We start from the raw sequence: 18393 nt of genomic DNA, 5'->3' as shown, positions 1-18393 counted from the left end.
TTTGATACTTTTGTAGAAATTAAAACAACACCTCATGAACATACCTTCTAATTTACGTTACACGAAAGATCACGAATGGGCAAGTATTGATGGCGACATCGTTACTGTAGGAATTACCGACTTTGCTCAAAAAGAACTCGGTGATATTGTTTACGTAGAAGTTGAAACCCTCGACCAAACTTTGGCTAAAGACGAAGTTTTCGGAACTGTGGAAGCTGTAAAAACAGTTTCGGATTTGTTCCTTCCTATTTCTGGAGAAATTATTGCATTTAATGACAAACTGGAATCGGATCCAGAACTCGTTAATACCGATCCGTACGGCGATGGTTGGATGATTAAAATTAAAGTTGAGAATCCGGCCGACTTTGAAACACTACTCAGCGACACCGATTATAAAGCATTGATTGGCGCCTAAAATCATAAAAAGTGTACCCGCTTTATTGTGGAGTGCCATAGTTTTGTATCTCTGTTTAACCGACATTAGCGGACTGCCAACTGTTGGTATTGACGATTTCGACAAACTATCGCACTTCACTTTTCATTTCATATTTACTGCGCTTTGGTTTTTCGCTTTCGCAGAATGGAAACCGGAAAAATCTAAGGGTAGTCATTTAATAAACGCTGCACTATTATCGTTTAGCTACGGCGTTATTATTGAGTTTTTACAACACTATTGCACTGTAGGCAGACAAGGCGACTGGCGTGATGTTGTGGGAAACAGCTTCGGAACAATTGCTTTTATTCTTTGTTATAACATACTTCGGCGCTTAAAACAACGAAAGCAAACCGCCTCTTAAGCAAAGACCGATCTCAAAAAATGATTTAGTACCTTTAGCAACGACACGCGAAAACGCTTCTGTACACATGAACGAAACTCAATTCGCATCGTTTTTGGATGCGACTTTTCTTAAAAGACCGAGCGACTTTTCCGATGAAGTTGCCTACCGATCTGCGTTTACTACATTTCTAGAAGAATCTAAACAAGCGAGCGTAAAAGCCGTTGTGGTGTATACAAACGAACTTACAACCACCATAAAGTACTTTTCTAAAGATACGAACCGCCCGATTTTCGCGACTGTTATCGATTTTCCACTTGGCAATAGCAGTACGCAAGATAAATTGAATGCTTGTCGCGAAGCATTTTCGCTTGGCGCGGAAGAAGTTGATGTGGTATGCAATTACCATTTACTACACGAAGGCGAAACGGCTGCTTTTTATTCAGATATTTTTCAAGTAATCGACTTGGTGCATGTAGCAGGAAAGACGAGTAAGATTATATTAGAGACCGCAGCTATCGATCCTGCTACGCTGATAAAAGTAGTTTCAAAGATCAAACAGTACTGCGTGGATCGCTATCATGAAAACGATTTGCACCGAATTTTTCTGAAAACATCGACAGGATTTTATCAAGCGGTCGCGACTGCTAGCACTGGTGCAACTCGAGAAACGGTAGCCATTTTATTAGAAAACGGATTTCCACTTCCGGTGAAAGCCTCCGGCGGAATTCGTACTTTTGAACAAGCACAGCAATACATTAAAATGGGTGTTAAACGCATAGGAACTTCCGCTGCTTTGCAGTTGGTTAACCAAGAAAAAATTACTTCTGATTACTGATGAGAAAGTATTACTCGATTGTTTTTATTACCATATTTTGCTTGAGTTTTCAATTTGTAACTGCGCAAGATCGCGATCGCGTTCCGTTGTTTCCATCTTGTGAGAACTTAGAGCTAGCCGAACAAAAAAATTGTTTCAATCAAACCTTGCAAACTTTTGTAAGCGATAATTTTCAAATTCCAGAGGCCATTAAAACCTCCGGATACCGAGGAACTGTTACCGTATTGTTTGCTGTAGATACCGAAGGAAAAGCGCAATTTCTTTTTGCCGACGCCGTTTATCCCGAACTCATTCAAGAAGCTAAACGAGTGATAGGAATGTTGCCCACGCTAAAACCGGGCGTTAACAACGGAAAACCGGCATATCAAAAATTTACCTATAAAATTCGCATTCCGTTAAATGAAGTTACCCCAGAGGAAACAAAGGAAGGAATTGACCGTTCGTTTCGACTGGACCTGCAAAAAAAATCGAACGAACTCGACAGTATTAAGTCGCTACCTTTTAACAATCCGCAGTTTACCAGCAAACTAAATATTCCGTTCTCACACTTTTATTACAGTTGGTTCGACAAATCGTTAAACCAAATGGGCACCAACAATCACACGGGTTCGAAGCCGTACACTTACGCAGAAGTTTCCAAGTATTTCGACATTCAGGCGGCTACGGTAGCGATGAAAAAAGATCGCAAAGGTTGGTGGGGACGCAAATTCTGGAACGAAAATTTCTTTGAGTTTCAAGGTAAAGATTATTGGTTTACACTCAATCCGTTTGTGGATTTACGCATGGGCCGAACAAACGATTTCGACAACAATTCGACTTTTCAAAATACCCGTGGCGTGCAGCTTCAAGGTGGTTTGGGGAAAGCGATTGTTTTTACCACATCGATCTATGAGAGTCAGGGTCGGTTTGCAGGTTTTTACAACGCTTACGCAGAATCGATCGCGCCTTCCGGAGGAGATCCGGCAATTATTCCCGGCGTTGGCATTGCCAAACGTTTTAAAACCGACTCATACGACTTTCCTTCGGCTGAGGCGATTATTACCGTTACTCCCTCGGATTTTATCGACTTGCAATTGGGTTACGGCAGAAATTTCTTAGGCGATGGTTACCGATCGTTATTACTGTCCGACGGCGCCTCACCCTATCCGTTCATCAAAGTGAATACGCGCTTTTGGAAAATAAAGTACACCAATACGTATTTGTTTCTGAAAGATGTGCGGCCAGAAGTTACCCAAGAACGCACCTACGCCAGTAAGTACATGGCCAACCATTATTTGAGTTGGAACGTATCAAACCGCCTCAATTTGGGATTCTTTGAATCGGTTGTTTGGACGAATTCGAACGGGCGCGGATTTGATTCGAATTTTATAAATCCGATAATTTTTTACCGTTCGGTGGAGTTTACCTCGTCTGCACGCAGCGGAAATGCCGTTTTGGGCTTAACGGCCAAATACAAATTCAACAATGCAGTTACGGGTTACGGGCAATTTATTTTAGACGAATTTGCTTTGGGCGATATTCAGGAACAGAATAAAAGTTGGCGCAATAAATACGGTTATCAATTAGGCGTGAAGTATTTCGATGCGTTTAAAATTAAAGGTTTGAATTTACAAGCTGAGTACAACCGATTGCGTCCGTATGTGTATCAACACAGCGATCCGTTAACAAACTACGGACATAACAATCAAGCTTTGGGGCACCAATGGGGTGCGAATTTAGAAGAATTAGTGCTTATTGGGCGTTACCAAAAAGGCCGTTATTTTGGCGAAGCGAAACTCAATTTCGGTATTCGTGGTTTGGATTTTGAAACCGACACCGACAATTTTAACTACGGCGGCGATCCGTATAAGAATTACAACACCGACCGTCCATTTGATTCCAATGTACTGGTTGGACAAGGAAACAAAACCGATTTGTTTATCGGTGAATTACAGGTTGGTTATATTGTAAATCCGGTAACAAATTTGAAAGCATTTGCACATTTGATGGTACGCAACTTTAGTCCGGAAACGGAGACGCTTACGGTAAAATCTTTGCAAACTACTTGGTTTTCGTTAGGAATTCGTGCCGACTTATTTAATATGTATTTCGATTATTAGACTTTTATCGTACGGACGGCTGTTGCGCAACTGATTGAGCGGATTAGCCCGCAGCACGTGGCGAGGACACGAGCTACGATGCGAGGACTATGAGCGAAAGCAGGACGGCAAAACCGTAAGGAAGTACTTTCGGGAGTTGTTTTGCCGGTGCGCCCAAAAAATAGAACCCCTTATTAACGAACTATTTCGAATTGTTATTCGGTTAAATTGAAAATGCTGACTTATCTTTGCGCACCCGTAGCGGTCTAGATAGCCATCATGCAAACACAGGCAGAGAAACAAAACATTTTTACAGTTAAAGCGCTTTTCTTCGATTTTAAAGAAATTACCAAAGCCGGTTTGGCTGTAAGTGTTGTTTTTTCGAGTGTTGCCGGATTCTTATTAGGAATTGAAACCGTTAATTTACAGACCTTTTACACCTTAATTTTGTTGGCTATTGGCGGCTACTGCATGGTTGGAGCCAGTAATGCGTTTAACCAAATTATTGAAAAAGATTTGGATGCGTTGATGGAACGGACAAAGAACAGACCAATCCCGTCTGGCCGCATGTCGGTTACCAAAGCGTTTATTGTGGCCACGCTGATGACGCTACTTGGGCTGGTGATCTTGTATTCGATTAACGAGCAAACGGCCATGTTTGGTGCGATTTCAATTTTCTTGTACACCTGTGCGTATACGCCTTTAAAAACCATTACTCCGCTTTCGGTTTTTGTGGGAGCTTTTCCGGGTGCTATTCCGTTTATGTTGGGATGGGTTGCCGCGACCGGGCATTTTGGCATTGAAGCAGGAACCTTGTTTTTAATTCAATTTTTCTGGCAATTTCCTCACTTTTGGGCAATTGGCTGGTTTTTATATGACGATTACGAGAAGGCGGGCTGTTTTATGTTGCCGAGTGGAAAACGAGACCAGTCGACCGCCACACAAACGATATTATACACCATTTGGTTGATTGTTGCGAGTTTATTACCGGCAGTTTTACCTTATGTGGCTCCGCTTTCGAAGTTGTATCTAAGTATTCCGGCAGCTGTGATTACGCTGTTGCTGGGCGGCTGGATGCTTATGGCGGCTATTAATTTGTACAAACTTCGCACGGCGCAAACAGCAAAGAAATTGATGCTGGTAAGTGTGGGTTATATTACACTATTGCAATTTGTTTATGTCATCGATAAATTTTTGAGATAATGGAAAAAGCAGATTTGACTTACGATGAAAAATCGGCCAGATCGAAAAAGCTACTCTTGTGGTTTGCTATCATTAGTATGGTGATGGTTTTTGCCGGATTAACGAGTGGATTTATAGTGAGTAAATCGCGGCCCGATTGGAAGCCGGTAGAATTGCCGGTACATTTTGTGTATAGTACCATAATTATGGTAGTTAGTTCGCTTACTTTTTGGTTTGCGAAGAAGAGCATAGCGGCGAATCAATTGCAAAAAACTACTGTCTTTTTGGTCGTTACGCTTGTTTTAGGCGTTTTATTTGTGACGCAGCAGTTTGAAGGATTTAATGAAATGGTGGCTAACGGGCAGTTTTTAACGGGTCCGACGAGTAATATAACCTCACAATTCCTGTATGCTTTTGTTATGGTGCACTTGGCGCACTTGGCTGGAGGCTTGCTTTCGTTGGTGGTTACCCTTGTAAATCAGCTACGTGGGAAATATAGCGCTGGCAATTACTTGGGAATAGAGTTAAGTTCAATGTTTTGGCACTTTCTCGACTTTCTTTGGCTTTATCTGTTTTTCTTTTTGTATTTCGTCAAATAAGAAAAAACCGTACATTTGGGAACTTTTTAACTAACACTCTTATATGGATGCGACAGTAACTACACCAGGTAGTGTGGGTCAGAAAACTTGGGGCGGCGGTAACGAGCCAATGTCTGCAAGTTACGGGAAATTGATGATGTGGTTTTTCATCGTTTCGGATGCGTTAACTTTTTCTGGATTCCTTGCAGCTTACGGTTTTTCCAGATTTAAATTTATTGAGACTTGGCCTTTAGCAGACGAGGTGTTTACGCACTTTCCGTTTCTACACGGCGTAACAGCACCGATGTACTATGTAGCGTTAATGACGTTTATTCTTATCTTCTCGTCGGTAACTATGGTACTGGCAGTTGATGCAGGTCATCAAATGAATAAGAAGAAAGTGACGTTCTACATGTTTCTTACCATTATTGGTGGGTTAATCTTCGTGGGTTCTCAAGCTTGGGAGTGGAAAAACTTCATCAAGGGAGAATACGGAGCGGTAGAAACAAAAGGCGGTAGTTTGTTGCAGTTTGTCGACAACACCGGAAAGCGTTTATCGTTGGCTGAAGTGGCACAATCGTTGCCAAAAGAGCGTGAAACATTAACACGCAACAAAGGAGTGTGGTTTTTGGAAGAGGCTGAACTTCCTACGTATTCTGTAGCAGAAGTTCAAGCTGGATTCGCTGCAAATCCAAATATTTTAATCCGAACTGAAGTTATCTATCATGACACCCCTGCAAACAGAGCAGATAAAACTTTACAACCTGGACTACAAAAAGCGAAACACAAGAAAATCTTAACTCGTGCAGAGTCAGAGAAAATGCTTGCTAATGCACAGTACGTAGTAGAAGGCGCTAATTTGGTTCGCAACGAATACGGAAGCAAACTATTTGCAGACTTCTTCTTCTTCATCACTGGATTCCACGGTTTCCACGTATTCTCAGGTGTGATTATCAATATCATTATTTTCTTTAATGTATTGTTGGGCACTTACGAGCGCAGAGGAACTTACGAAATGGTAGAAAAAGTTGGACTTTACTGGCACTTCGTTGATTTGGTTTGGGTATTCGTATTTACAGTATTTTACTTGGTTTAAAAACATTAGAAAATGGCACACGAGCACGTTTCAAATACAAAAAGAATTTGGTTTGTTTTCGCACTTTTATCTGTGGTAACAACCGTAGAAGTTATCTTGGGTATCATTAAACCAGAAAGTTTATTGCACACCAACGCCTTAGGCATGAATTTGCTAAACTGGGTTTTCTATATCTTAACAATCGTAAAAGCGTACTACATCGTTTGGGCGTTTATGCACATCGAAGGTGAAAAAGCTAGCTTGCGCTGGTCGGTTGTTGCACCCGTAATTTTCCTTGTTCTCTATTTGTTATTCATCCTTTTGGTGGAAGCGAATTATATCTTTGAAATCTTCAGAGATTCGACCATTAAATGGAATTTTTAACAACATATTATATCATGTGAAAAGGTATGCTTTGGCATACCTTTTTTATTTTTGTATCCATCTGAGCTTCGCGTAAAATGAAGAAAAATATAGTTCTTTTTGTTCTGTTTGTCTTGCCCATTGTAGCATACCTGTTTTTTGCATCGGGAGTGAACAGCTTTACTAAATTACCCACTTTAAAAACAGCTGTAGCAGAGCTCCCCGATTGGAAAACAACTGCCAAACAACCAGTAAAGCTTACAGGGAAAATTACTGTGATTGCTTTTCCCGGCGCGCAGTTACTCAAACATCGAGGTAATTTTTTTAATCTAAATGAGAAAATCTACCGACGCTATTTCGAATTTAAAGATTTGCAGTTCGTATACGTTTGCCCTACCGAGACTCAAGACGAAGTTGCTGCTATTTTCACAGCGTTAAAACCTACCACCAACCTTTCCGGCTACAAGACGGTATTTGCTTCGCAGGAAGAAATTAAACGTTATTTCGAATCGTACGGAATTACAGAAAAGTTAGATTCGTATGCCGGAACCGATAAAGTGTTCTTGATTGATAAAGATCGCAACCTCCGCGGAAGAAAAGACGACGATGAATACAAGGAAGGTTATTCAACCTTTTACCCATCGGAATTGAGTAACGAAATGCTCGACGATTTTAAAATTCTAATCTACGAGTATCGCGCGGCACTTAAAAAGAACTTGCCTAAACGTCAAATCTAATGAAGAACAAATCATACATCGGAATTGCTTTCGTGATTCTCATTTTTGGGATTTGGGCCGTGCCGAAGATTGTCGACCGTTACCAAAATAGCGATATTGTTAAAAACGACCGACTTAACGTAGCTAATATTGATCGCGAAACGGCCAGTATTTTGAAAATCGGACCTGCACCAGAGTTTAGCTTCAAAAACCAAAACGAACAAATAATAGATAACAAATCGCTCGAAGGTAAAATATACCTCGTCGAATTTTTCTTCACTAAATGTCCAACGATTTGCCCTGTAATGAACAAAAACATGCGTCAGATCGACAGTACGTTTGCCAATAGAAAAGATTTCCAGATTGTTTCGGTGAGCATCGATCCGGAAAACGACACCTTCGAAGTATTGAAAAAGCACGCGGAAAAGCTCGGTGCTTCGGAAAACTGGAACTTTGTTCGTGCCGATAAAGCATATACCTTCGAAGTTGCTACCCGCGGTTTTAACCTCTATGCGGGTCAAAACAACAAGGTTGCCGGCGGTTTTGAACATTCCGGGCTTTTTGCGCTCGTAGACAAAAACGGAAACATAAAAAGCCGTACCGACGATTTTGGAAACCCGATTGTTTATTACGACGGACTTTCCGCAAAAGCAGTTACTGAACTAATAACCGACATCAAAACGCTTCTAAACTAACATGGAAAATACCTCTGCAGAGAAAAAATACAACATTTGGATTGCCGTATTATCGATAGCTATACCCGTTGCGGTTGCTGTTTTATTTAGTGTAAAACTCAGCGATTTTGGCATACACGTGAAACCTTTCTCGTTTCTGCCGCCTATCTACGCCGCAATTAACGGACTAACTGCCGTGCTACTCGTTACCGCCGTTTTTGCAATTAAGAACGGAAACCGCGCTTTACACGAACGCCTTATGAAAACGGCTATCGCGTGTTCCGTAGCCTTTCTAGGTATGTATGTAGCCTATCACAGTAGCGCCGAAAACACGAATTTTGGGGATACCAACCACGACCAAATACTGTCGGAAGCTGAAATTCAAGCCGTAGGTTTTGTGCGTTATGTGTACTATTTCATTTTGTTCACCCATATTTCCTTATCTGTAATTATCATCCCATTTGTACTACTAACTTATGTGAGAGCAATCAGTAATAATTTCGCACGACACAAAGCTTTAGCTAAAATTACTTTCCCAATGTGGTTGTATGTTGCCGTTACTGGAGTGATTATTTACCTCATGATTTCACCGTATTATGCGAGCTAAATTACTTTTTGCTGCCTTGTTGTTGTCAACGCTAAGTGCTCAGGCACAATGCGCTATGTGCCGCGCGGTATTAGAAACCGAAGACGGCGCCGAAAAAGCAGCAGCTGTTAACGACGGAATCGTATATCTAATGGCATTTCCTTACATTTTGGTCGGAGCCATCGGATACATCATTTATAAAAATCGACAAAAAAGTGCTGCGCAACGAAAAATGCAGCACCACGAAATTCAATAACAAATTGGTTTAAATCCTTAAGCACAAGTATCTTTGTGCGGTTCAACGCTTTATGAAACTAGATAGAAAAGAAATACTCAACGTACTCGAAACCATCACCATTGCCGGAGAAGGAAAAAACATGGTAGAAAGTGGTGCCATAACTAACGTGCTCACTTTCGGCAACGAAGTGGTTGTCGATGTAACCCTTGCCTCGCCCGCCCTGCATATCCGTAAACGCGCCGAGGACGACATCAAGAAAATTCTTACCGAACGCTTTGGTGAAGAACTAATCGTAAAAGTAAATACCAAAGTAGTTCAGCCCGAAAAGCCAACACAAGCTCCGATAAAAGGAAACGAGTTGCCGGGTATTTCAAACATCGTTGCCGTTGCCAGCGGAAAAGGTGGTGTTGGAAAATCGACCGTAACGGCAAACTTAGCAGTAACCTTGGCAAAGATGGGATTCCGTGTTGGAGTTCTTGACGCCGACATTTACGGACCATCCATGCCCATTATGTTCGATGTTGAACATGAAAAACCTATTTCGATAGACGTAGATGGACGTTCGAAAATGAAACCCATTGAAGCCTACGGCGTAAAATTATTGTCGATTGGTTTCTTTACCTCGCCCTCGCAAGCCGTTATTTGGCGCGGACCAATGGCTTCCAAAGCCTTAAACCAAATGATTTTTGATGCCAATTGGGGCGAACTCGATTTCTTATTAATCGATTTGCCTCCGGGAACCGGCGATATTCACCTTTCCATTTTACAAGCGCTGCCAATCACAGGTGCCGTGGTCGTAAGTACACCACAGGCCGTGGCGCTTGCCGATGCCAAAAAAGGTGTTTCCATGTTCCTGTCGGATGCCATTAAAGTACCCGTTCTTGGAATTATTGAGAACATGGCATACTTTACGCCAGCAGAACTGCCTGAAAATAAATACTATATCTTTGGACAAGATGGTGCGCGCAATTTAGCCGCCGATCTCGACGTGCGTTTCCTCGGAGAAGTACCGTTGATTCAAAGCATTCGCGAAGCCGGCGATTACGGTCGCCCCGCAGCTTTGCAAACCGACTCGCATGTCGAGTACATTTACGAAGAAATTACTAAGAATGTAGTTGAAGAAACCGTTCTTAGAAACGAAAATTTACCACCCACTGAAGCCGTTAAAATCACAACGATGGCAGGCTGCTCGGCGGTTAAGAAAACTTCTTAAAGAACACAAACATGACAGCTATACAAAACTCAGAAGAACTTAAAAACAGCGTGGAAAGCGCACTCGCGGAAATCAGACCTTTTTTGAATTCCGACGGTGGCGACATAAAACTCATCTCCATTGACGATGACAAGCACGTAACCGTAAAGCTCGAAGGGGCTTGCACGCATTGCAGTGTAAACCAAATGACACTGAAAGCTGGTGTGGAAACCACAATTAAAAAGTGGGCGCCGCAGATTGAAACGGTTGTTAATATTAGTGCTTGATTTTTTTGGGGGTGCCCACCCTCCGTACCTCCGGGCGGTCGGGCTTTCCGCTGCAATCTGCTACTTCTTGCGTCGTAGCAGGATTTACGCTTCACCCGAGGCTTCAGCCGAACTGACCGAAGGTAATCCCTCACCCAAATACGTTACCGAAATACGTAACCAAATAACGTAGCTTAAAAGAAAAATGATTCAAACGGATTTGCTTATCATCGGAGCCGGCCCCACAGGTTTATTCGCCGTGTTCGAAGCCGGTTTGCTTAAAATAAAATGCCACCTCATCGATGCCTTGCCGCAGATTGGCGGGCAGCTTTCGGAGTTGTATCCCAAAAAACCCATCTTCGATATTCCGGGTTATCCCGAAGTATTGGCGGGCGATTTGGTGACCAACCTCATGGAGCAAATCAAGCAATTTCAACCTGGTTTTACCCTAGGCGAAAAAGCCGAACACATCGAAAAGTTGGAAGACGGATCGTTTATCGTTACCACCGATGCCGGAACCCAACACCACGCCAAGGCCATTGCTATTGCTGGCGGTTTGGGTAGTTTCGAACCGCGCAAACCCGTACTCGAAAACCTCGAATTTTACGAAAATAAAGGTGTCGAATACTTCGTGAAAAATCCAGAGAAATTTCGCGATAAAAAAGTAGTTATTGCCGGAGGTGGCGATTCGGCCTTGGATTGGAGTATCTTTCTTGCAAACGTTGCCGAAGAAGTAACGCTTATTCACCGACGTAACGAATTTCGCGGTGCACTCGACAGTGTAGAGAAAGTTCAAGAGTTAAAAAACTTAGGTAAAATTAAACTCATAACGCCAGCCGAAGTTGCGCAATTACAGGGTTCGGATGCCTTAGAATCGATTACCATAGACGAAAACGGAAGTAAACGCAACATTGTTTGTGACTACCTCATTCCGTTGTTTGGACTCACTCCCAAACTCGGACCCATAGCAAATTGGGGGTTGGAAATTGAAAAGAACGCGATAAAAGTGAACAATGCACTCGACTACCAAACCAACATCAAAGGTATTTATGCTATTGGCGATGTAAACACCTATCCGGGCAAATTGAAACTGATTTTGTGCGGTTTTCATGAAGCTACGTTAATGTGTCAAAGTGTGTATCAAATACTCAATCCGGGGAAGAAATACGTAATGAAATACACGACCGTTTCAGGAATCGACGGCTTTGACGGCAGCCGAAAAGAAGCGGAAAAAGCTGTTGTAAAAGCCATCGACTAAATTCGAACGAGCATGGAAAACGAAATTACCTTACACATTACCGATCGCGAGGGCGTTACGCACACGCTTGCTGTTCCGACCGATATGAATATGAATTTGATGGAAGTAGTTCGTGCGTACGAATTAGCTCCCGAAGGAACTATTGGTATTTGCGGCGGTATGGCCATGTGCGCTTCGTGTCAATGTTATGTACTAAACGATGTTGCACTTCCCGAAAAGTCGGATGAAGAAGAAGCGATGCTCAGCGAAGCGAATTTTGTAAAAGACAACAGCCGTTTAGGTTGCCAAATTCATATTACGCCCGAGATTGAAGGTTTGGCTGTTGCACTTGCGCCCGAAGAATGATTGTTTAAACATATTTTCTGCGTAAGCGATTGTAGTGAAAACAAAATGCGGCGCCTGCCCAATTTTGTTTTTAAAAATGGGCGACTGAAAGAAGCCGATTTTTAAATATTGAAAAATAGGCAGGCGCCGCCTTTTTTTGGAACGGAAAGCGCGGCGGCGGGCGTAAGGACGTTTCGTTTGTTGCGAAAAATTACCCGCCGATACGCCCAAATAAAACCGACAACCATAAAAAAACGCGCCTATAAAAAGCGCGTTCTTACTTGAAATTTGAATTTCTATTATTTGAAAGCCGAGTGGCCTGTGATGTCCATTCCGGTGATGAGCAAATGAATGTCGTGCGTACCTTCGTAAGTTACCACAGATTCGAGGTTCATCATATGGCGCATGATGCTGTATTCGCCGGTGATTCCCATTCCGCCAAGGATTTGACGTGCTTCGCGAGCGATGTTTAACGCCATTTCGACGTTGTTGCGTTTTGCCATCGAAATTTGAGCTGTTGTAGCGCGCCCTTCGTTACGCAATACGCCTAAACGCCACGTTAACAACTGCGCTTTGGTGATTTCGGTAATCATTTCGGCTAATTTCTTTTGTTGCAATTGCGTGGCCGCGATAGGTTTGTCGAACTGAACACGTTCTTTAGCATAACGTAAGGCCGTGTCGTAGCAATCCATAGCGGCGCCGATAGCACCCCAAGCAATTCCGTAGCGCGCTGAGTCGAGACATCCTAGTGGTGCGCCCAAGCCACTTTTATTTGGCAATAAATTCTCTTTTGGAACTTTTACATCTGCAAAAATGAGCTCGCCCGTAGCCGAAGCTCGTAACGACCATTTGTTGTGTGTTTCTGGCGTTGAGAAGCCTTCCATACCGCGCTCTACGATTAAGCCGTGAATACGACCTTCTTCGTTTTTAGCCCAAACAACAGCGATGTCGGCAAACGGAGCGTTAGAGATCCATAGTTTTGCGCCGTTTAGCAGGTAATGATCGCCCATATCTTTGAAATTGGTGACCATACCGCCTGGATTCGAACCAAAATCGGGTTCGGTTAATCCGAAACAGCCCATCATTTCGCCACTAGCTAATTTTGGAAGGTATTTTTGGCGTTGTTCTTCGTTTCCGTACTTCCAGATCGGATACATGACGAGCGACGATTGCACGGAAGAGGTAGAACGTACGCCTGAATCGCCGCGTTCGATTTCCTGCATGATGAGTCCGTATGAAATCTGATCCAAACCAGCGCCGCCATATTCTTCTGGGATATACGGACCGAAGCCGCCGATTTCGGCAAGACCTTTAATGATTTGCTTTGGGAATTCGGCTCTTTGTGCATAATCTTCGATGATGGGCGAAACTTCGCGTTTAACCCAAGCACGAGCGGCATCGCGCACGAGTTTGTGTTCTTCGGTCAATAAATCATCTAACAAATAATAATCCGGTGCTTGGAATAAATCTGGTTTCATAGAAGTGAATTATAATTCGGCTGCAAATTTAGCTAAACTATCTCGATTTCGTAAGGATATAACAATTGTTTTAGAATGGTTTAAGCAGAAGAGATGTAAATTCGCATTCTCGTTTTTTTAAAGGCGAAAAAAATAGGATTTAAGGAGGTTTTGATCTTTTAAAAAACGCGCTTTAATTCGATTTAAAATCTTTGTTGCTAGATTTTTACAGGTATTCGATTTTTTAATTTATCGCTGATTGACAGGACTTTACCTCTAACCTTCTTGCGTAAAAGGAGGGTTGTTAAATTAATTATATCTTTACACAAAGCCCATTTATGTTTAAAACCAGAAAGGATTTAGTTTTTGTAATACTGTGCGGAATTTTCATAACTAATGCCGTTGTGGCCGAATTGATTGGCGGGAAGCTTATTGAAATCGGGCCGTTTGTTATGAGTATTGGAATTATTCCTTGGCCGATTGTTTTTTTAACTACTGATTTAATCAATGAGTATTTTGGCAAGCAAGGTGTTCAAAAGCTATCGTTTATCACGGCGGGTTTAATTGTTTATGCCTTTATCTTGTTGTTTGTTGCCATCAGCGTGCCGGCCGCCAAAGGAATTTCGCCGGTTTCGGATGAGGCTTTTACCGCGGTATTTGGCCAAAGTATGTGGATTATTGTGGGAAGTATTGCTGCATTTTTATTGTCGCAACTCATAGACGTAACGATTTTCAATTTCGTAAAATCGAAAACCGGCGGATCGAAAATTTGGTTGCGCAGTACGGGTTCGACGGTCATTTCCCAATTAATTGATTCGTTTGTAGTTTTAGGAATCGCGTTTTACTTGCCTGGGAAAATCGACTTTGATACGTTTATAAGCTCAGCGCTTACAGGCTATACCTTTAAACTTTCGTTGGCCATTTTGCTAACACCACTGATTTACCTCGGACACTACGCGATAAGTAATTATTTGAAGAACGATCCGGTGCGGCTTTCGCAATAAAAAACGCTACTCAATCGAGTAGCGTTTTGTTATTCGTGTTCTTTCTATTTCCCTACTGTGGCATACCGCGATAGCCAAAATTGTACAAAATAAATGCGTAGACATCGGTTGTTTCGTCGATTACTTTGGCAAGTGGTGTTCCTGCTCCGTGACCTGCGTTTGTTGCAATACGAATTAAGGTTGGATTTTGCCCTGATTGCTTTGATTGCAACTCGGCTGCAAATTTAAAACTATGTGCAGGCACAACGCGATCGTCGTGATCGCCGGTTAGAATCATAGTTGCAGGATATTGCACGCCAGCACGTACGTTGTGTACAGGCGAATACTTGAAAAGATAGGACGCCATTTCTTTGCTATCGGCAACAGTACCGTAATCGTACGCCCATCCGGCGCCCGCTGTGAAGGTGTGATAACGCAACATGTCGAGTACGCCAACTGCTGGAATAGCGACTTTGGCAACATCTGGGCGCTGTGTCATTACTGCACCCACGAGTAATCCGCCGTTAGAACCACCACGCAAGGCCAATCGCTGTGGGGAAGTATATTTTTCTTTAGATAGGTACTCGGCTGCGGCAATAAAATCGTCGAATACGTTTTGTTTCTTGAACTGTCGGCCACCGTCGTGCCATCTTTTACCGTACTCGCCGCCGCCACGAATATTGGCTACTGCGTAAATGCCTCCCATTTCGAGCCATACAGCAACGGTTGGCGAAAATTGCGGTGTTAGGCTAATATTAAAACCACCGTAACCATATAAAATCGTTGGATTGCTTCCGTCTTTAACTAATCCTTTGCGGTAAGTTATGGTCATTGGAATTTTTTCTCCGTCCTTGCCTAAATAGAAAACTTGTTCAGAAACATATTTATCAGGATTGAAGTCAACTTTTGGAGCTTTAAAAAGCTGTGATGTTCCTTCTTTAATGTCGAGTTGATAAATTGCACCCGGTGTAATGTAATTTGTGAACGAATAATACAAAGTTGTTTCTTTCTTTTTTGCAGAAAACCCCGACGCTGTTCCTAAACCAGGCAGTTTTATGTTTGCAATATAGTTGCCCGAATAATCGTATTTAAAGACTGCGGTATTGGCATCTTTTAGGTACGACGCAAAAATAAAACCTCCGCCGGTTGATGCTGACAGTACGTTCTCGGTTGCTTCGATAATTGTTTTCCATGGTTTCGTTGGATTTTGTAAATCGATTCGAACTACTCGAACCGTTGGTGCATCTTTGTTTGTACTGGCAATAGCAAAGTTTCCTTCCGTGTCCAATACATCGAGGTCGTAATCGAAGCCAGATTGAAGGGAAACAATAGTACGCTCTTTGCTGTTTATATCAATAAAATACAACTCATTTCCAGAAGTAGAGTTTGCCGCTGAAATAAACAAATAACGCTGATCTTCAGTTACATAACCACCTACATATCGGCGTTTGATTTCTTCGCCAAAAATCAATTTATCTTTACTTTGAGGTTCTTTTAGTTTGTGGTAATAGAGCTTGTGTTGATCGGTTTTTGCAGAAAGTTCGCTTCCTTTTGGTTTATCGTAACTCGAATAGTAAAAGCCTTCGTTTTTATACCAAGAAACGCCGCTAAATTTAACGTCTATTAATTCATTACCAATTGGTTTTCTTGTTTCTACATCTATAACGCGGATTTTTCGCCAATCGCTGCCGCCTTCAGAAATAGAATAGGCTACTAGGCTTCCTTCTGGAGAAAAAGACACATCTCCGAGGGACGTGGTTCCGTCTTTTGCGAAAGTATTTGGATCGAGGAAAACTTTTTCATTTCCGTTTTTGTCGATTTGAAAAAGTACCGATTGATTTTGCAATCCGTTGTTTTTATAATAGTAGGTGTAGTTTCCACGAACGAAAGGAGCCGAAACTTTCTCGTAGTTCATTTTCTTTTCCAGCGCGTTTCTGATTTCGTCTCTAAAGGAAACACGCTCCAGATATTTGGCAGTAGTTTTGTTTTGCGCGATTACCCAAGCTGCGGTTTCGGCCGAACGATCGTCTTCAAGCCATCGATAGGGATCATCGACTTTTAAATCAAAATACACGTCCGATTCCGATCCTCTGCGTGTGTTAGGATATTGATATTCGCTTCTGTTCTGCGCAAGCGAGGCGAACGAAAGGCCCAAGAATACAGAAATTGCCACTAATTTCATACGATTTAAAATTTAGTGGCAAGTTAGTAAAGAAAACGTATTTACTCGAATGAGATTAAAAATCACTTTCAGCACGCAGCTCAACCAAAATGAAGAATGCCGTGACCGAAAATTGTTCGTCAGACCATTCTATTAAAAATGGCTTCACTAGTAAATAGAATGCCACTAACTACATAAATAGCGGACGGTATTGTGGCCAATGCTTATAGATTAAAATCGCATTAAACAAACCAATAACTACCGCCGGAGCAATAGTGCTTGGGTGCACGTACAAGTGAAACAACAAAATGTTGATTGAAATGGGCGCAAGTAAAATTAGGCTGAAGGCAACCCACTTTTTTGCTAATAGGAAACCTGCAATTACGATTTCAAGTGCGCCGACAAAGGTTAGCAGATAAGAAACTTCGCCAAATGAATCCAGAAAGTCGGCTTCGGGATTGGGCAAAAACTCAAAAAATTTATTGGCTCCACTGAACAACAACACGATGCCTAAAAAAATACGAACGATTTTGGTAAACTGTGAATTCATAGCGTAAACATTTTAGCGTTTAACTTAACGTAATAGGAAAATGGTTAATAGTTTCCTAAATTACTAAATATTTACGAATTCAATTCACAAATAAGTGTCGGATTCTTAAAACCCGATTTTATTAGCTACCAAATATTCGGCTATTTGAATCGTGTTTGTAGCTGCTCCTTTGCGCAAGTTGTCGGCAACAATCCACAGATTTAATGTGTTTGGCTGGCTTTCATCGCGGCGAATACGCCCTACAAAAACATCGTCTTTATGTTGTGCAAACAGCGGCATCGGATATTCAAATTCTTGAATATTATCGACTAAAGTTACGCCCGGAGTTTCTTCAAGCATTTTTCGAACGTCGGCCAATTCAAAATCATTTTCGAACGCTACGTTCACCGCCTCCGAATGACCTCCTACCACAGGCACGCGAACGGCCGTTGCAGTTACGGCAATACTGTTATCGTTCAATATTTTCTGTGTTTCGCGAACGAGTTTCATTTCTTCTTTCGTGTAGCCGTTATCTTCAAAGACGTCGCATTGCGGAATTGCATTTTTGTGAATTTGGTATTTGTAAGCCATTTCACCGCTTATTCCCGCGAATTCATTTTCGAGTTGTTTCACAGCTTTAACACCCGTTCCGGTAATCGACTGATAGGTAGACACAACGATTCGCTTAACTTGGTACTTTTTGTGCAACGGCGCTAAAGCCATAACCATTTGAATGGTAGAACAATTCGGATTGGCAATAATTTTATCGGCAGCGGTTAGCACTTGTGCGTTGATTTCAGGAACAACAAGCTTTTTGGTCGGATCCATTCGCCAAGCCGACGAATTGTCGATTACTGTCGTACCCGCTTCTGCGAACTTTGGCGCCCATTCGAGCGAGGTTCCGCCACCGGCTGAAAAAAGTGCTATTTGTGGTTTCATGGCAACAGCAGTTTCGAGAGAAACAACGGTATATTCCTGACCTTTAAACGAAATTTTCTTTCCAACCGATTTCTCAGAAGCAACCGGTATTAGCTCGGTAACTGGAAAATTACGTTCTTCAAGAACTTGTAACATGATTTCGCCAACCATTCCGGTGGCACCAACAACTGCAACTTTCAT

General features: G+C 42.2%; 21 protein-coding genes. 17 read left to right on the top strand and 4 right to left on the bottom strand.

Features of this window, described 5'->3' with window-relative positions; genetic code table 11:
• The first annotated feature begins 34 nt into the window (after positions 1–34).
• From gcvH to Q0064_RS14605, 16 genes are all read left to right on the top strand, one after another.
• Positions 35–415, top strand: coding sequence for a glycine cleavage system protein GcvH (gene gcvH / locus Q0064_RS14680; protein ID WP_298148997.1), 381 nt, complete (start codon positions 35–37; stop codon positions 413–415).
• Positions 405–797 carry a VanZ family protein gene (locus Q0064_RS14675; protein ID WP_298148996.1) on the top strand — a complete coding sequence of 131 codons (393 nt, stop codon included), beginning with the start codon at positions 405–407 and terminating at the stop codon, positions 795–797. The genes gcvH and Q0064_RS14675 overlap by 11 nt, the downstream gene beginning before the upstream one ends.
• 67 nt (positions 798–864) lie before the next feature.
• Positions 865–1614 carry a deoxyribose-phosphate aldolase gene (gene deoC / locus Q0064_RS14670; RefSeq protein WP_298148994.1) on the top strand — a complete coding sequence of 250 codons (750 nt, stop codon included), beginning with the start codon at positions 865–867 and terminating at the stop codon, positions 1612–1614.
• On the top strand, positions 1614–3713 hold the full coding sequence (locus Q0064_RS14665) for a gliding motility protein RemB (RefSeq protein WP_298148992.1): 2100 nt from the start codon (positions 1614–1616) through the stop codon (positions 3711–3713). Before deoC ends, Q0064_RS14665 begins: the two co-directional genes overlap by 1 nt.
• Before the next feature lie 258 nt (positions 3714–3971).
• Positions 3972–4895, top strand: coding sequence for a heme o synthase (gene cyoE / locus Q0064_RS14660; RefSeq protein ID WP_298148991.1), 924 nt, complete (start codon positions 3972–3974; stop codon positions 4893–4895).
• The gene (locus Q0064_RS14655) at positions 4895–5473 is read left to right on the top strand and encodes a cytochrome c oxidase subunit 3 (RefSeq protein WP_298148989.1); all 579 of its coding nucleotides are present in this window, start codon (positions 4895–4897) and stop codon (positions 5471–5473) included. Before cyoE ends, Q0064_RS14655 begins: the two co-directional genes overlap by 1 nt.
• Positions 5474–5516: 43 nt before the next feature.
• Positions 5517–6548: a cytochrome c oxidase subunit 3 gene (locus Q0064_RS14650; RefSeq protein ID WP_298148987.1), complete on the top strand. Its 1032-nt coding sequence runs from the start codon at positions 5517–5519 to the stop codon at positions 6546–6548.
• Positions 6549–6560: 12 nt separating this feature from the next.
• Positions 6561–6911: a cytochrome C oxidase subunit IV family protein gene (locus Q0064_RS14645; RefSeq protein ID WP_094486715.1), complete on the top strand. Its 351-nt coding sequence runs from the start codon at positions 6561–6563 to the stop codon at positions 6909–6911.
• A gap of 77 nt (positions 6912–6988) precedes the next feature.
• Positions 6989–7627: a hypothetical protein gene (locus Q0064_RS14640; RefSeq protein ID WP_298148983.1), complete on the top strand. Its 639-nt coding sequence runs from the start codon at positions 6989–6991 to the stop codon at positions 7625–7627.
• The gene (locus Q0064_RS14635) at positions 7627–8301 is read left to right on the top strand and encodes an SCO family protein (protein ID WP_298148981.1); all 675 of its coding nucleotides are present in this window, start codon (positions 7627–7629) and stop codon (positions 8299–8301) included. The genes Q0064_RS14640 and Q0064_RS14635 overlap by 1 nt, the downstream gene beginning before the upstream one ends.
• A gap of 1 nt (position 8302) precedes the next feature.
• Positions 8303–8887 carry a DUF420 domain-containing protein gene (locus Q0064_RS14630; protein ID WP_298148979.1) on the top strand — a complete coding sequence of 195 codons (585 nt, stop codon included), beginning with the start codon at positions 8303–8305 and terminating at the stop codon, positions 8885–8887.
• Complete coding sequence (locus tag Q0064_RS14625) at positions 8877–9122, top strand: hypothetical protein (protein ID WP_298148978.1); 246 nt, start codon at positions 8877–8879, stop codon at positions 9120–9122. The genes Q0064_RS14630 and Q0064_RS14625 overlap by 11 nt, the downstream gene beginning before the upstream one ends.
• A gap of 52 nt (positions 9123–9174) precedes the next feature.
• Positions 9175–10317, top strand: coding sequence for an Mrp/NBP35 family ATP-binding protein (locus Q0064_RS14620; RefSeq protein ID WP_298148976.1), 1143 nt, complete (start codon positions 9175–9177; stop codon positions 10315–10317).
• Between the two features lie 11 nt (positions 10318–10328).
• Entirely contained in the window at positions 10329–10583 is a 255-nt protein-coding gene (locus Q0064_RS14615; protein ID WP_094486721.1) for a NifU family protein, read from the top strand.
• Positions 10584–10767: 184 nt separating this feature from the next.
• Positions 10768–11820: an NAD(P)/FAD-dependent oxidoreductase gene (locus Q0064_RS14610; RefSeq protein WP_298148972.1), complete on the top strand. Its 1053-nt coding sequence runs from the start codon at positions 10768–10770 to the stop codon at positions 11818–11820.
• Between the two features lie 12 nt (positions 11821–11832).
• Complete coding sequence (locus tag Q0064_RS14605) at positions 11833–12165, top strand: 2Fe-2S iron-sulfur cluster-binding protein (RefSeq protein ID WP_298148970.1); 333 nt, start codon at positions 11833–11835, stop codon at positions 12163–12165.
• 278 nt (positions 12166–12443) lie between these two features.
• Here the strand turns inward: Q0064_RS14605 and Q0064_RS14600 are convergent, their stop codons facing one another.
• Positions 12444–13622 (bottom strand): acyl-CoA dehydrogenase family protein, encoded by a 1179-nt coding sequence (locus Q0064_RS14600; RefSeq protein ID WP_094486725.1) that lies wholly within the window; start codon positions 13620–13622, stop codon positions 12444–12446.
• 317 nt (positions 13623–13939) lie between these two features.
• Between Q0064_RS14600 and Q0064_RS14595 the strand changes: the two genes are divergently transcribed.
• On the top strand, positions 13940–14605 hold the full coding sequence (locus tag Q0064_RS14595) for a queuosine precursor transporter (protein WP_298148968.1): 666 nt from the start codon (positions 13940–13942) through the stop codon (positions 14603–14605).
• Between the two features lie 52 nt (positions 14606–14657).
• Here Q0064_RS14595 and Q0064_RS14590 read toward each other — a convergent pair whose 3' ends face one another.
• From Q0064_RS14590 to Q0064_RS14580, 3 genes are all read right to left on the bottom strand, one after another.
• Positions 14658–16766 carry a prolyl oligopeptidase family serine peptidase gene (locus Q0064_RS14590; RefSeq protein ID WP_298148967.1) on the bottom strand — a complete coding sequence of 703 codons (2109 nt, stop codon included), beginning with the start codon at positions 16764–16766 and terminating at the stop codon, positions 14658–14660.
• Positions 16767–16935: 169 nt separating this feature from the next.
• Positions 16936–17295, bottom strand: coding sequence for a DoxX protein (locus Q0064_RS14585; protein WP_298148965.1), 360 nt, complete (start codon positions 17293–17295; stop codon positions 16936–16938).
• 105 nt (positions 17296–17400) lie between these two features.
• Positions 17401–18393: an aspartate-semialdehyde dehydrogenase gene (locus Q0064_RS14580; protein WP_298148964.1), complete on the bottom strand. Its 993-nt coding sequence runs from the start codon at positions 18391–18393 to the stop codon at positions 17401–17403.

This window comes from Flavobacterium sp., assembly GCF_027490375.1.
Classification (GTDB): Bacteria; Bacteroidota; Bacteroidia; order Flavobacteriales; family Flavobacteriaceae; genus Flavobacterium.
Note: the sequence above shows the minus strand (reverse complement) of the source record. Positions and strands in the feature narration are given on the sequence as shown.